The organism is Sphingobium sp. DEHP117, assembly GCF_030867385.1.
Lineage (GTDB): Bacteria > Pseudomonadota > Alphaproteobacteria > Sphingomonadales > Sphingomonadaceae > Sphingobium.
This window is the reverse complement of sequence record NZ_JAPFBJ010000001.1, coordinates 794,687-806,861: the sequence shown is the minus strand read 5'-3', so window position 1 is coordinate 806,861 and position 12,175 is coordinate 794,687. Positions and strand designations below refer to the sequence as shown.

Genomic DNA, 12,175 nt, shown 5'->3' with positions numbered 1-12,175 from the left:
GGTTGAAGTGTGGGCGTGTAGCTCAGTGGTAGAGCACTGTGTTGACATCGCAGGGGTCGCAAGTTCAATCCTTGCCACGCCCACCATTCCCCTCTCGTCTCTAACAATCGACATAGCACTGCATGTGCGCTGAGGGCGCGCGTATGCGTATCTGCGCAACGCACAGTACAGCTCACTTCCTAAAAAAAGGGCGGCTCCATGAGGAACCGCCCTTCCAATTGTTTGCCTCTGTGGCGCGAAGCTCAGTGCTTCACCTCGGCCCAGATGTTCCGGTAAGACATATAGGCCAGCGCTGTCGCGATCAGCAGGAAGAACAGCACCGCAATGCCCGCGCTCTTGCGGTTTTCCATCTTCGGTTCAGCCGTCCAGGTAAGGAAAGCGGCCACGTCCTTCGCCATCTGGTCGACGGTCGGCTTGGGCTGACCCTCGCCATAGGTCACCTGTCCCTCGGCCGTCAGCGGCGGCGCCATGGCGAGGTTGAGGTTAGCGAAATAGGGATTGTAGTGCAGCCCCTCCGGCGTCTTCACGTCCGGGAATTTCTTCAGAAGCTCGGCTGGTTGCGCCTGATAGCCGGTGATGAGCGAGTACACATAGTTGCTGCCATCATGCCGAGCCTTGGTCATCAGCGAGAGATCCGGCGGAACCGCATTGTTGTTCGCCGCTGCCGCAGCAACATTGTTAGCGAAAGGCTTGGGGAACTTGTCAGACGGCATCGAATCCCGCCCGGCCACCTCGCCGGTCTTCGGATCGACGTCCGGCGTCTTGATCTTCCAGTTCTTGGCGATTGCCTTGACCTCAGCCTCGTTGTAACCGAGCGCCGCAAGATCGCGGAACGACACAAACTTCAGGCTGTGGCAGGCCGAGCAGACTTCGCTGAACACCTGAAACCCGCGCTGCAGCTGCGCCTTGTCATAATGGCCAAGCGGTCCCTCAAAGCTGAAGCCAGCGTGGCGGGGATGCTTATGGAATTCTCGCTCCGCCGTCGGCGCGGGCGGTTCGCTCACATAAGCGACCGCACCCATGATGAAGGAGACGAGAAGCCAGCCGGAAAAGAACAGGCCGACGAGAAATGCACCAATGCGAACCATTTTCTTATGCCCCCTTTATGCCGCACCGGCCGGTTGAGTATCGCTGCCCATTCCGGGAAGCGCATCGCGCTCGCCTTCGAACCCGCCCTTGTTGAGGACCGACTCCGTGATCGAACCGGGCAGCGGCAACGGCTTTTCAAACGCGGCGATCAGCGGCAGGATGATCAGGAAATGGGCGAAATAATAGGCCGCCGCGATCTGCGAGATCATCACGAACGGCTCCTCCGCCGGTGCGCCGCCGCAATAGCCGAGCACCAGCACGTCCGCGATTAGGATCCAGAAGAACTTCTTGAACATCGGGCGGTAATTGCCGGAACGCACCGGCGAGGTATCCAGCCACGGCAAGAAGAACAGCAGCAGGATCGACGCGAACATCGCAAGCACGCCGAGCAGCTTCGCCGGGATGAAGAAGAAATCGAAGGTAAAGGCACGCAGGATCGCGTAGAACGGCCAGAAATACCATTCGGGAACGATATGCGCCGGGGTCGAGAGCGGGTTTGCCTCGATATAATTGTCCGGGTGGCCGAGGAAATTCGGGCCGAAATAGACCGCAATCGCGAACAGGATGAAGAAGATGCCCGCGCCGAAACCGTCCTTCGCCGTGTAATAGGGATGGAACGGAACCGTATCCTGCGGACCCTTGACCTCGACGCCTGTCGGGTTCGAAGACCCCGGGATATGCAGCGCCCAGATGTGCAGGATGATAACACCGGCAATCACGAACGGCAGCAGATAATGGAGCGAGAAGAAGCGATTGAGCGCGGCGTTACCCGGGGCAAAACCGCCCAGCAGCCAGGTCTGGATCGGCTCGCCCACAACGGGGATTGCGCCGAACAGGCCGGTGATCACCTTCGCGCCCCAGTACGACATCTGGCCCCAGGGAAGCACATAGCCCATGAACGCCGTCGCCATCATCAGCAGGAAGATCACAAGGCCCAGAAGCCACACCATCTCGCGCGGGGCCTTATAGGAACTGTAGTAAAGGCCACGGAAGATGTGGAGATAAACCACAATGAAGAAGAAACTCGCGCCGTTTGCGTGGGCATAGCGCATCAGCCAGCCGGCGTTCACATCGCGCATAACATGCTCGACCGACGAGAACGCAACCAGCTCATTGGCGCCATAATGCATCGCCATGATGATGCCGGTGACGATCTGGATCATCAGCGCGAGGCCCGAAAGCACACCGAAGTTCCAGAAGAAATTGAGGTTGCGCGGCACAGGATAGCCAGCGCCGACCGCGTTGTAGACGAGGCGCGGCAAAGGCAGCCGCTCGTCGATCCACTGCATCAGTGGAGCCTTGGGGGTATAATGATTTGCCCAGGGAAAACTCATGGATCTGTTCCTCAGCCTACGAGAATGGCGGTGTCAGAGGTGAACGTGTAGGGCGGCACCTCGAGATTACGGGGCGCCGGGCCTTTACGGATGCGCCCTGCGGTATCGTAGTGCGAACCGTGGCACGGGCAGAAATAGCCGCCAAACTCACCCTTGTTCTCGCCCTCACCCGCGCCCAGCGGAACGCAGCCCAGATGAGTGCACACGCCCATGGTGACGAGCCACTGCGTCTTGCCGTCTACCACGCGCTCTTCCAGCGTCTGCGGATCGCGCAGGGTGGAGGCGTCCGTAGCATCGGCCTTGGCAATTTCTTCCGGGGTAAGGTGGCGAACGAACAGCGGCTGGCTGCGGAACGTGGTCTTGATCGCCTGTCCCGGCTGGATGCCCGAAAGATCGACCTCGCTCGACGCCATCGCCAGCACATCCGCGCTGGGGTTCATCTGGTTGACGAGCGGCAGCACCGCCACCACGCCACCCACGCCTGCAAAGCTGACGGCGGCAATATTGATGAAATCGCGACGGCGGACGCCGCCGCCCTCTGCCGAAACCCCTTCGCCTGCGGTATTCTCTAGCGTCGCCATGCATTCAACCCTTGTCGTTCAACCCCGATTCACGAGAACCGTGAAGCCTGTAATGCGCGCTGCATTGCCCGGTCATCCGGGCTTTTTCAAGAGGTTTGACGCGCGCCCCCACCGGTTTGTCGCGCAAGCCCCCTTGCCGCATCGCGCGCCTGATAGCGCCGAACCGCAGGATTTGCCAACTGCATTTTGCCACGATCGTGACAAACCCGGCCGTCGGGGCTAGGCAGACATCATGCGGATCGCCCTCTACCAGCCCGATATCGCCGGGAATGTCGGCACGATCATGCGTCTTGCCGCCTGTTTTTCCATACCGCTCGACATCATCATGCCCTGCGGTTTTCCTGCATCAGACAAGCAGTTGCGCCGCGCCGCGATGGATTATGGAGACCGGGCGGAAACGGTGAGTCATGCGAATGCAGACGCCTTCTTCGACGCACGGACCGAAGCCGGATCACGTGTCGTGCTGCTCACATCGAGCGGAACCTGCGCGCTGCACGAAGCGGAGTTTCTGGTCACCGACGCGCTGCTGCTGGGCAGCGAGAGCGCGGGCGTTCCGCCTGATGTCCACGCCCGCGTCGCAAAACGGGTCAGAATTCCGATGACGCCGGGATTTCGGTCCTTGAATATTGCTGTCGCTGCGGGCATCGCCCTGCATGAAGCCATGCGCCAGACAGGAACGTTGCCCGAATGATCCCGCTAGACCCCCAGCAACAGGCTGCGAGAGACTGGTTCGAGTCCCTGCGAGACCGCATTTGCGCCGAATTCGAGGCTATCGAACGCGAAGCAGGCAGCGACGCGCAGTTCATATACACTGAGTGGGACCGCGAGGGCGATGGGATCGCGCCGGGCGAAGGCGGCGGCGGCGTGCGCGGTGTGATGAAGGGGAAAGTCTTCGAAAAGGTCGGCGTCAATGTCTCGACCGTTGGCGGCTCCTTTGCGCCTGAGTTCGCGAAAACCATCAACGGCGCGACCGAGGAGGCGCCTGCGTTTTTCGCAACCGGCATCAGCCTCGTCGCCCATATGGCGAACCCGCATGTACCCGCCGTGCATATGAACACGCGCTTCCTCGTCACCACCAAGCGCTGGTTCGGCGGCGGGGCAGATCTCAACCCGCCGATCCCTTACGATCAGGATACGTCCGACTTCCACAGTGAACTGCGGGGCGCCTGCGACGCGCATGGACGGGACTATTATGACCGCTTCAAGAAATGGGCGGACGACTATTTCTATATTCCGCACCGCAAGGTGCACCGGGGCGTGGGCGGTATTTTCTACGACCATCTCGAATGCGCGGATGACGCAGGCTTTGACGCCAACTTCGCCTTCACACGCGCGGTGGGCGAGGCATTTCTTGCCGCCTTCCCGCCGATCGTGCGGCGGCGCATGGGTCATGATTATGATCAGGCGGACGTGGAACGTATGCTTGAATGGCGTGGCCGCTATGCCGAGTTCAATCTCGTCTATGATCGCGGCACATTGTTCGGACTCAAGACAGGCGGCAATATCGATGCGATTCTGATGAGCCTGCCGCCGATGGCGCGCTGGAGTTAGCGAGGCGATGGCGCTGATCCCGGTCAAAGCGGGCGAGGTGGCGACGGTCGTTACCCGTTTCGAGATGACACAGCGGCCCAAACCAGCGCCTCTGCTTAGCAGCCCGCTGCGCCTGGCGCGGTGGAAAGAAGCCGAACCGGAGAAATACCGCATCCTCTTCCGCCGTGTGGGTGAACATTGGCTGTGGTTCTCCCGTCTCGTGCTGAGCGACCACGAACTGAAAGCCACGATTCACGATCCGCTGGTTGAAGTGCACGCCGTGCTTGATCCAAAGGGCATAGAGGTGGGCCTGCTGGAGCTGGATTTTCGCCATTCCAAGCAATGCATACTCGCTTTCCTCGGCCTCGTGCCGCAACTCACCGGCCAGGGGCTGGGACAATGGCTGATGGCGCAGGCGCTGGCGCTCGGCTGGCGCAAGGGCGTTACCAAGCTCGCGGTGCAGACCTGCTCGCTGGACGACCCGCGCGCGCAGTCCCTTTATCGGAATGCAGGCTTTGTGCCGGTGCATCGAGCGGTGGAAATATTCTCCGATCCGCGACTCACCGGCGTGCTGCCGGCCAGCGCCGCACCGCATGTTCCGATGGTAGGCTGATCAGGAAGCCGATAGCTGGCGGTAAAGCCGCACGGTGAGCACGATCATGAACAACTGTCCCAGGGCCAGAACGACTGCAGTGGCGAGATCACCCAGCTGCTTGCCCAATTCCGGCCCGCCCAGCGCAAATCCGATCAAGCCCAGCAGCATCCCCGCCACGACCTGCACCAGCATGATCGGCACGGCGACCGCCACGATCAACAGCAACAAACGCCAGAAATTGCCGCGCGTCATCGCCCATGAACGCCTGACCGCCGCTATCGGCCCATCCAGCTGATCGACGATCGCGACGTTCAGGAACAGGAAACGCACCGAGAAGAAGAGGCTCGCTGCCAGCATGTAGAGCTGACCCACTGCAGGCGAAACGGCGGACAACGCCACCAGGGGAATGGCCAGCCCCAGCCCCACCAGAAAAGCCGCCGCAAACGCATGCGGCACGCGGCGAAAGCCGAGCGCCAGCGCCTCTCGCAGGCTGATCCCCGGCTTTGCCGCCAGCGCATAGCAGCTCAATGCCCCGCCGAGGATGACGAGAGCGGCAGCGGCGATCGTCATCTTCACGCCGTTCGGCAATACAGCGGCGGCAGGTGGCGGCGTTCCCGGCGTCATGTTCCGCATCTGGTCGGGCAGGACCTGCAAGATGAGCGCCAGTGGAATGGCAATGAAAAGCAGAGCAACCGGAAACACGAGAGCGCCTTCGCGCTTCATGAAGGCCAGGGTTTCTTCCCACGCAGCGCTCAAGGAAACCGGCTTCATAACAGTCATGTTCTCCGTGGCGGCCCCGCGCCTTCACCCTGTCATTCCTCTTGATGGGTGCGGCAATTCAAGTCAAGAACAGCCATGACCATGACAGCAGACACAGATGCCATCGAATGGCAGGTGGAACAGGACCCCGTGCCCTATCCGCAGGCGCTGGAGGAAATGGAAGCGCGGGCAGCGGCCATCGCAGGGGGTCAGGCAAACGAGCGCGTCTGGCTGATCGAGCACCCCCCGCTCTACACTGCCGGCACCAGCGCCAACCGGGCGGAGCTGCTCGATCCGCGTTTTCCGGTATACGACGCCGGGCGCGGCGGCCGATATACCTATCATGGGCCGGGTCAACGTGTCGGCTATCTCAGCATCGATCTGGGGCAGCGGGGCAAGGACATCCGCAATTTCGTCCATCATCTCGAGGGTTGGGTGATTGCCGCGCTGGCCGATTTCGGCGTGAGCGCGCGCAGGGCAGAGGGGCGCATCGGCATCTGGACGGACGACCTTGACGGGCGCGAGGCCAAGATCGGCGCCATCGGCGTGCGGGTGCGCCGATGGGTTACCCTGCATGGTTTTTCGGTCAACATCGACCCGGATCTCACACACTTCAGCGGCATCGTACCCTGCGGCATTTCGGAATTTCCCGTCACCAGCCTCGCGGCGCTGGGTGTGAAAGCGAGCATGGCGGAGTTCGACGACGCCCTGCGGGACCATTTCCCCGCTTTCATTGCCGCCCTGCGCAAATGCCCGGCGGCGACAGCCTGTTCCGCTTGAGCACGGCGCGGCGCGGAGCTAGGGAGGAATGATGACGACCGCCAAGGAGACAGTGATGCCGTTCCCCCTCCCCCGCTTGCGCCTTGCGCCGCTCGCCTTTCTGGTCGCGGCCAGCCTGCCGCTGGCGGCATGCGGCGGCGGCGAAAAGGGCAACACGACACAGGCGCATCTCTCCGACCTTGAAAAGGCCGACGGCACCATATCGGACGCGATGACGGACCTCGACGGCGTACAGACGGAGACACCGGTTGCTGCACTCAGCAACGGTGCCGCACCGGCCGCCTCTCCCACGGGTAACGCCAGCGAGGCAGACAATACTGCCGCGCCCGCCGATGAAGAGGTAGTCGCCGATCAATAAGCGCCGCCCAGCGCCTATTTCAGACCTACCAGCTTGTGATTCTGAAGGCTGAGCCGCCACAGGGGCCGGGCCATGACACGTTCTATGCACGCGGCTGTGTTGGCCTCCTGCCGGGCATCGTCGAGCGGCTGGAGCAGGAAATGCGCGAAGGCCCAGTCCTCCATCTCTTCCGCCCCCTGCCCTGGCAGAAAAGAGCCGGGCTGCGGCCAGACGAGCTTCAGCTCATCGCCGGAACGCTGGACGACGTCGCTTCCCGCCTTGGGGCTGACGCACACCCAATCGATGCCGGGATGGACGGGCAATGTGCCGTTGGTCTCGATCGCGATCGTGAAGCCCGCCGCCTGCAACGCATCCACCAGCGCGTCGTCCACCTGAAGCATCGGCTCTCCGCCGGTCAGCACGATATAGCGATGCGCCCCGCCCGCGCCCCATAAGGCAGCCGCCGCCTCCGCCACAGTAGAGGCATCCGCAAATTTGCCTCCGCCTGGGCCATCGGTGCCAACGAAATCCGTGTCGCAAAAACGGCAGGTGGCGTTTTCCCGGTCCTGCTCGCGCCCGGACCACAGATTGCACCCCGCAAATCGCAGGAACACCGCCCGGTGCCCCGCCCTTGCGCCCTCGCCCTGAAGAGTGAGGAACATTTCCTTGACGGCGTAGGTCATGCGTAAACGGTCGGGTCTGGCAGGCCCGCCTCAATGAAGCCCTTTGCGCGCAAGCGGCAGCTGTCGCATTGCCCGCAATGCTTGCCATCCTCCGTAGGGTCATAGCAGGACCAGCTCAGCCCCGCATCAAGCTCCAGCCGCGCCGCTTCGCGCGCGATGTCGGCCTTGGTCATGAACTGGAGCGGCGTGTTGATCCGGACCGGCGCACCCTCCACCCCCGCCTTCGTGGCAAGCGCCGCCATATTCGCAAAGGCCTCGATGAACTCCGCCCGGCAATCCGGATAGCCCGAATAATCGAGCGCATTGACGCCGATGAATATGTCCTGCGCGTCTACGACCTCAGCAAAACCAAGAGTCAGCGAAAGAAAGATCGTGTTGCGCGCGGGAACATAAGTCAGCGGGATTCCACCCTCCCCGCTCGCACCGACGCCATCCTTGGGGACGGCAATATCGGCAGAGGTCAGCGCCGATCCGCCGAAAGCCGTCAGATCCAGCGGCAGAACGACATGCCTCTCCACCCTCAGATTTGCCGCGATCCGCCGCGCGCTTTCCAGCTCCACTCTGTGCCGCTGGTTATAGTCGATGGTGAGTGCATAAAGCGCAAACCCCGCCTCACGCGCCAGGGCCGCCGCGACAAAACTGTCCAGACCGCCTGAGAGCAGCACTACGGCCTTTGATTGAGGGGAGTGATTCATTGCCCGGCGCTATAGTCCCGCCGCCCGGGCGCGCAAGCTCTTTACGCGCGAATTATCGACATTCACCCGTCCTGCGTCCCTCCAGCGAAACAGCGAACGGCGCCCCATCGGCTACGCCCTGCGAATCGATCTGGATAAGGCGCGGGGTCTCCACGCGCAGGTCCGTCCGGCCATTGCCCCGGCCGTTGCACTGATAGGTTACGATGGCGTGATTGTCCGTATCGGCAACGACAAACCGGCTGCATCCGCCATCGCCATGCTGCACCTGCAGCAGCTGGGCAGGATCACCGACGCACAGCCGGCGTGGCGCAGCGGGTTGCTTTGTCCCCCGCTCCCGAAGCTCCCACTGCCCTTTTTCAATTTGCCGCAGCGCCGTCATCCTCCCGGCCGATGGCGCCGGGCCTCCGGCAGAAACCGCGAGCGCCGCCGTCCCCCACATTGACAGGGCGGCAGCGGCTGCAAAGCGCACCCAAATATCCATGCATGTACCCCTCACATACCCTTCCGTCGAAGTTGCTCAGACGGAACCACGCATCCCCTATTGGCTGGATAATGCGGAATTAAGGCAAAAAGAGGGAAAGTCGATCAAGGAAGAGGGTTAATGTTCAATTGTTCAAACTGGCGAGCGAGATTGGGAAGATTTTCGAGCAAAAGGCGCAATCGACATTGATGTTGCCTGCTTCATCCGCCATCTCTGCCCGCTCACCTGCAGGAAACTGGCCGATAACGCTGCGGATATGCGCCTCGTCACATCTGCAACCGCGGGACAGAGCACTTATGTGCTGCACGCGTACTTCGCCTTCCTCATGAAAGAGCCGCCAGACTATCTCGTCCAAACCCAGCGCCGTATCCGTCAACTCTGAGGCGTTGATGGTGTGCGCCAGCGCCTGCACATGCTCCCATTCCGGATGATCATGGCGCACATGCAGCCGCTCACGCCCGACCTCTCCTTCGGGCAGGTGCTGCACCAACATGCCACCCGCGATGCAGGCGCCGTCCTGCCCGTGCCGCACGTCGATTTGCACGAAACTGGGGATTTGCTCGGACTGGAAGAAATAATGCTCCGCCGCCTTGGCGAGGCTTGCACCCTCCAGCGGCACGATGCCCTGATAGCGATGGGCCTCTGTGCCCTCGCTCGCCCCCTGATCGACCGTGATCGCGAGATACCCTTTGCCGAACAGGCCGAACAGGGTCGGTTCGCTGCCTTGCATCGCCAGCTTCTCGCCATCGAACTGGACATAGCCCCGCAGCGCGCCGCCGCCGGGCGTCGCCATATAGTCCGCCACCAGCAGACTGACGACGCCCGCCTCGGTCTGCGCCTGCAGGGTCAGCTGACCCGCATCATTTTTGAGGGTGCTGCCCAGTAACGCACACAACACCAGTGCCTCGGCCAGCAGCCGCTCTATTACTGGCGGGTAGGCGTGCGCGGAGAGCACCTCGTCCAGCACGGTACCCAGCCGCGCCACCCGCCCGCGCGCATGGCGCGAGGGAATGGTGAAGCCCAGCGCGCTGTCGACAATTGGTCCGTCGCTCATCCGCACTTTCTCACAAGAGGCCCAGCGCCCACAACAGCACGGATTTCTGCGCGTGAATGCGGTTCTCCGCCTCATCCCACACCAGCGAGCGCGGCCCGTCGATCACGGCGTCGACCACCTCCTCCCCGCGATGCGCGGGCAGACAGTGGAGGAAACGCGCATCGGGCCTTGCAAGATCCATCAACGCTTGCGTCACCTGATAGGGCATCATCGCAGCGAGCTTTTCCTGCGCATGGGCCTGCCCCATCGAGATCCAGGTGTCGGTGACAACCACATCCGCACCGCGAGCGACCTCAGTCGCATCGCGTGAGAGGGCGATGCGCGCGCCGCGCTGCTGCGCCTCGGCGGCAAAGCGCGGGTCCGGCTCATAGCCTTCGGGGACGCCGATACGGACATCGAACTTGAGCAGCCCCGCTGCCTCGATGATCGAGTGGAGAACATTATTGCCGTCGCCCAGCCATGCCCACTGGCTGCCCGGCAGCGCGAGGCCGTGCTCGATCACGGTCAGCAAATCGGCCATGATCTGGCACGGATGAGACAGATCCGTGAGGCCATTGATGACCGGGACGGTGGCATAGGCGGCCATCTCCTCGATCTTGGCGTGGTCGTCGGTACGGATCATGATCGCGTCGCACATGCGGCTGAGGACACGCGCGGTATCTGCCACCGTCTCCCCCCGGCCAAGCTGGGATGTGCCGCCATCGAGGATCAGCGACGATCCCCCCAACTGCCGCATCGCCATATCGAAGCTGACGCGGGTGCGGGTCGAGTTCTTCTCGAAGATCATGGCGAGCGTATGGCCCGCAAGTGGCGCATCGGCATCCGCCGTGCCCTTGGGCTTGCCCATGCGCGCCGCCTTGCGGTCAATGGCGTCATTAAGCATTGCGGAGACGGCGTCCGCCCCTGCGTCGGATAGATTGAGGAAATGCCGGGTCATGGTGCTCCCCCCTGCGTTCAGGCGGCGGGCGGGGTATAGTCCCGCGCGCCGGCAGACAGCTTTTCGATACACTCCACGATATGACTCTCGTCGATCACCAGCGGCGGAAGGATGCGCACCACGTTGTCGCCGGCCGCGACGGTGAGCAGGCCGTGATTGTCGCGCAGATGCGCCACGAAGGCGCGGCTGTCGCTCTTGAGCTTCAGTCCGAGCATCAGGCCCATGCCCCGCACGCTGTCAAACAGAGTGTCGTGATTGGGAATGAGTTGCTCCAGCGCGCCGCGCAGCCGCTCGCCCATCGCGTTCACATGCGCAAGAAATTCCGGCTGGTTGATGATGCCCCAGACGGTGCTGCCGACCGCCATGGCGAGCGGATTGCCGCCGTAGGTCGAGCCATGCGTGCCCGCGACCATGCCCTTGGCCGCTTCTTCGGTGGCAAGGCACGCGCCAAGCGGAAAGCCTGCGCCGATGCCCTTGGCGACGGCCATGATGTCCGGCATCACGCCATATTGCTCATGCGCGAACAGTGAGCCGGTCCGCCCCACGCCGCACTGCACCTCATCCAAGATGAGCAGCAACCCGTGCTTGTCACACAGGGCGCGCAGTCCTGTCAGGAAGCCCTGCGTGGCTGGAAGGATGCCGCCTTCGCCCTGCACCGGTTCCAGCAGGAAGCCCGCGGTATTCTCGTCGATCGCAGCCGCTGCCGCCTCAAGGTCGTTGAAGGCCAGCACCTCGAACCCCGGCAACAGCGGCTCGAACCCGTCTCGCATCTTGGGTTGGTTCGTGGCTGAGATCGTGCCCAGCGTCCGACCGTGGAAGGCGTTGGAGAAGCTGATGATCTTGTGCCGCTCCGGCTGGCCGTTGGCGTAGTGATAGCGGCGCGCCGTCTTGATCGCGCATTCCACCGCCTCTGCACCGGAGTTCGTGAAGAACACGGTGTCGGCAAAGGTCGAATCAACGATCATCTGGGCGAACGCCTCGCCCTGCGGGCTGCCATAGAGGTTCGACACATGCATCAGCGTCGCGGCCTGATCGGCGATGGTCTTTACCAGTCGCGCGTCGCCATGCCCCAGCGCGTTGACCGCGATACCGCTCGCGAAATCCAGATATTTCTCGCCGCGCTCGCCGAAGAGATAGCAGCCTTCGCCGCGCACCGGGCGCACACCACACCGGGGATATACAGGCATGAGCGGCGTGATCGACATGGTCTTCCCTTTCTAGCGCGGGCCGTATGGCCGGTTTGAAGCGGTGCGCGTGCACCAAACGCAAAAAGGCGACCCCCGCCGGGCCGCCCTCCAAAGCACTTCCACTGAAAATGCC

15 protein-coding genes and 1 tRNA gene are annotated in these 12,175 nt (G+C 62.6%); 6 read left to right on the top strand and 10 right to left on the bottom strand.

The window, feature by feature from the left end; translation table 11 throughout:
- Positions 1-11 precede the first annotated feature (11 nt).
- Positions 12-86 (top strand) — tRNA-Val (locus tag OOT33_RS04020).
- A gap of 156 nt (positions 87-242) precedes the next feature.
- Here OOT33_RS04020 and OOT33_RS04015 read toward each other — a convergent pair.
- Genes OOT33_RS04015 through petA form a run of 3 tightly spaced genes read right to left on the bottom strand, consistent with a single transcriptional unit; the run spans position 243 to position 3,004 of the window.
- On the bottom strand, positions 243-1,088 hold the full coding sequence (locus OOT33_RS04015) for a cytochrome c1 (protein ID WP_307748727.1): 846 nt from the start codon (positions 1,086-1,088) through the stop codon (positions 243-245).
- Between the two features lie 15 nt (positions 1,089-1,103).
- Entirely contained in the window at positions 1,104-2,423 is a 1,320-nt protein-coding gene (locus OOT33_RS04010; RefSeq protein WP_307748726.1) for a cytochrome b N-terminal domain-containing protein, read from the bottom strand.
- Positions 2,424-2,434: 11 nt separating this feature from the next.
- Positions 2,435-3,004 carry a ubiquinol-cytochrome c reductase iron-sulfur subunit gene (petA, locus tag OOT33_RS04005; protein WP_307748725.1) on the bottom strand — a complete coding sequence of 190 codons (570 nt, stop codon included), beginning with the start codon at positions 3,002-3,004 and terminating at the stop codon, positions 2,435-2,437.
- Between the two features lie 232 nt (positions 3,005-3,236).
- On the opposite strand from petA, the gene OOT33_RS04000 reads away from it, so the two are divergent.
- Genes OOT33_RS04000 through OOT33_RS03990 form a run of 3 tightly spaced genes read left to right on the top strand, consistent with a single transcriptional unit; the run spans position 3,237 to position 5,147 of the window.
- Positions 3,237-3,695 (top strand): TrmH family RNA methyltransferase, encoded by a 459-nt coding sequence (locus tag OOT33_RS04000; protein WP_307748724.1) that lies wholly within the window; start codon positions 3,237-3,239, stop codon positions 3,693-3,695.
- Positions 3,692-4,555, top strand: coding sequence for an oxygen-dependent coproporphyrinogen oxidase (gene hemF / locus OOT33_RS03995; protein WP_307748723.1), 864 nt, complete (start codon positions 3,692-3,694; stop codon positions 4,553-4,555). Before OOT33_RS04000 ends, hemF begins: the two co-directional genes overlap by 4 nt.
- A gap of 7 nt (positions 4,556-4,562) precedes the next feature.
- Complete coding sequence (locus OOT33_RS03990; RefSeq protein WP_307748722.1) at positions 4,563-5,147, top strand: GNAT family N-acetyltransferase; 585 nt, start codon at positions 4,563-4,565, stop codon at positions 5,145-5,147.
- Here OOT33_RS03990 and OOT33_RS03985 read toward each other — a convergent pair whose 3' ends face one another.
- Entirely contained in the window at positions 5,148-5,909 is a 762-nt protein-coding gene (locus tag OOT33_RS03985) for a hypothetical protein (protein WP_307748721.1), read from the bottom strand.
- A 75-nt stretch (positions 5,910-5,984) separates the two neighbouring features.
- Between OOT33_RS03985 and lipB the strand changes: the two genes are divergently transcribed.
- Together lipB and OOT33_RS03975 are read left to right on the top strand one after the other, a co-directional pair.
- Positions 5,985-6,668: a lipoyl(octanoyl) transferase LipB gene (gene lipB, locus OOT33_RS03980; protein WP_307748720.1), complete on the top strand. Its 684-nt coding sequence runs from the start codon at positions 5,985-5,987 to the stop codon at positions 6,666-6,668.
- A 31-nt stretch (positions 6,669-6,699) separates the two neighbouring features.
- Positions 6,700-7,026 (top strand): hypothetical protein, encoded by a 327-nt coding sequence (locus OOT33_RS03975; protein WP_307748719.1) that lies wholly within the window; start codon positions 6,700-6,702, stop codon positions 7,024-7,026.
- Positions 7,027-7,040: 14 nt separating this feature from the next.
- Here OOT33_RS03975 and queE read toward each other — a convergent pair whose 3' ends face one another.
- From queE to OOT33_RS03945, 6 genes are all read right to left on the bottom strand, one after another.
- A complete protein-coding gene (gene queE / locus OOT33_RS03970) occupies positions 7,041-7,688 on the bottom strand; it encodes a 7-carboxy-7-deazaguanine synthase (protein ID WP_307748718.1) in 648 nt (215 codons plus the stop codon).
- The gene (gene queC / locus OOT33_RS03965) at positions 7,685-8,383 is read right to left on the bottom strand and encodes a 7-cyano-7-deazaguanine synthase QueC (protein WP_307748717.1); all 699 of its coding nucleotides are present in this window, start codon (positions 8,381-8,383) and stop codon (positions 7,685-7,687) included. Before queC ends, queE begins: the two co-directional genes overlap by 4 nt.
- A 52-nt stretch (positions 8,384-8,435) precedes the next feature.
- Positions 8,436-8,864: a hypothetical protein gene (locus OOT33_RS03960; RefSeq protein WP_307748716.1), complete on the bottom strand. Its 429-nt coding sequence runs from the start codon at positions 8,862-8,864 to the stop codon at positions 8,436-8,438.
- Positions 8,865-8,988: 124 nt separating this feature from the next.
- On the bottom strand, positions 8,989-9,918 hold the full coding sequence (locus OOT33_RS03955; protein ID WP_307748715.1) for an Hsp33 family molecular chaperone HslO: 930 nt from the start codon (positions 9,916-9,918) through the stop codon (positions 8,989-8,991).
- A 10-nt stretch (positions 9,919-9,928) separates the two neighbouring features.
- Positions 9,929-10,855, bottom strand: coding sequence for an ornithine carbamoyltransferase (gene argF, locus OOT33_RS03950; RefSeq protein WP_307748714.1), 927 nt, complete (start codon positions 10,853-10,855; stop codon positions 9,929-9,931).
- Between the two features lie 17 nt (positions 10,856-10,872).
- A complete protein-coding gene (locus OOT33_RS03945; protein ID WP_307748713.1) occupies positions 10,873-12,060 on the bottom strand; it encodes an acetylornithine transaminase in 1,188 nt (395 codons plus the stop codon).
- Positions 12,061-12,175: the final 115 nt, after the last annotated feature.

Excerpts from the sequence above, each read along its gene's own strand:
- OOT33_RS04015 (WP_307748727.1), bottom strand. The coding sequence starts at position 1,088 with ATGGTTCGCATTGGTGCATTTCTCGTCGGCCTGTTCTTTTCCGGCTGG.
- OOT33_RS04010 (WP_307748726.1), bottom strand. The coding sequence starts at position 2,423 with ATGAGTTTTCCCTGGGCAAATCATTATACCCCCAAGGCTCCACTGATG.
- petA (WP_307748725.1), bottom strand. The coding sequence starts at position 3,004 with ATGGCGACGCTAGAGAATACCGCAGGCGAAGGGGTTTCGGCAGAGGGC.
- OOT33_RS04000 (WP_307748724.1), top strand. The coding sequence starts at position 3,237 with ATGCGGATCGCCCTCTACCAGCCCGATATCGCCGGGAATGTCGGCACG.
- hemF (WP_307748723.1), top strand. The coding sequence starts at position 3,692 with ATGATCCCGCTAGACCCCCAGCAACAGGCTGCGAGAGACTGGTTCGAG.
- OOT33_RS03990 (WP_307748722.1), top strand. The coding sequence starts at position 4,563 with ATGGCGCTGATCCCGGTCAAAGCGGGCGAGGTGGCGACGGTCGTTACC.
- OOT33_RS03985 (WP_307748721.1), bottom strand. The coding sequence starts at position 5,909 with ATGACTGTTATGAAGCCGGTTTCCTTGAGCGCTGCGTGGGAAGAAACC.
- lipB (WP_307748720.1), top strand. The coding sequence starts at position 5,985 with ATGACCATGACAGCAGACACAGATGCCATCGAATGGCAGGTGGAACAG.
- OOT33_RS03975 (WP_307748719.1), top strand. The coding sequence starts at position 6,700 with ATGACGACCGCCAAGGAGACAGTGATGCCGTTCCCCCTCCCCCGCTTG.
- queE (WP_307748718.1), bottom strand. The coding sequence starts at position 7,688 with ATGACCTACGCCGTCAAGGAAATGTTCCTCACTCTTCAGGGCGAGGGC.
- queC (WP_307748717.1), bottom strand. The coding sequence starts at position 8,383 with ATGAATCACTCCCCTCAATCAAAGGCCGTAGTGCTGCTCTCAGGCGGT.
- OOT33_RS03960 (WP_307748716.1), bottom strand. The coding sequence starts at position 8,864 with ATGGATATTTGGGTGCGCTTTGCAGCCGCTGCCGCCCTGTCAATGTGG.
- OOT33_RS03955 (WP_307748715.1), bottom strand. The coding sequence starts at position 9,918 with ATGAGCGACGGACCAATTGTCGACAGCGCGCTGGGCTTCACCATTCCC.
- argF (WP_307748714.1), bottom strand. The coding sequence starts at position 10,855 with ATGACCCGGCATTTCCTCAATCTATCCGACGCAGGGGCGGACGCCGTC.
- OOT33_RS03945 (WP_307748713.1), bottom strand. The coding sequence starts at position 12,060 with ATGTCGATCACGCCGCTCATGCCTGTATATCCCCGGTGTGGTGTGCGC.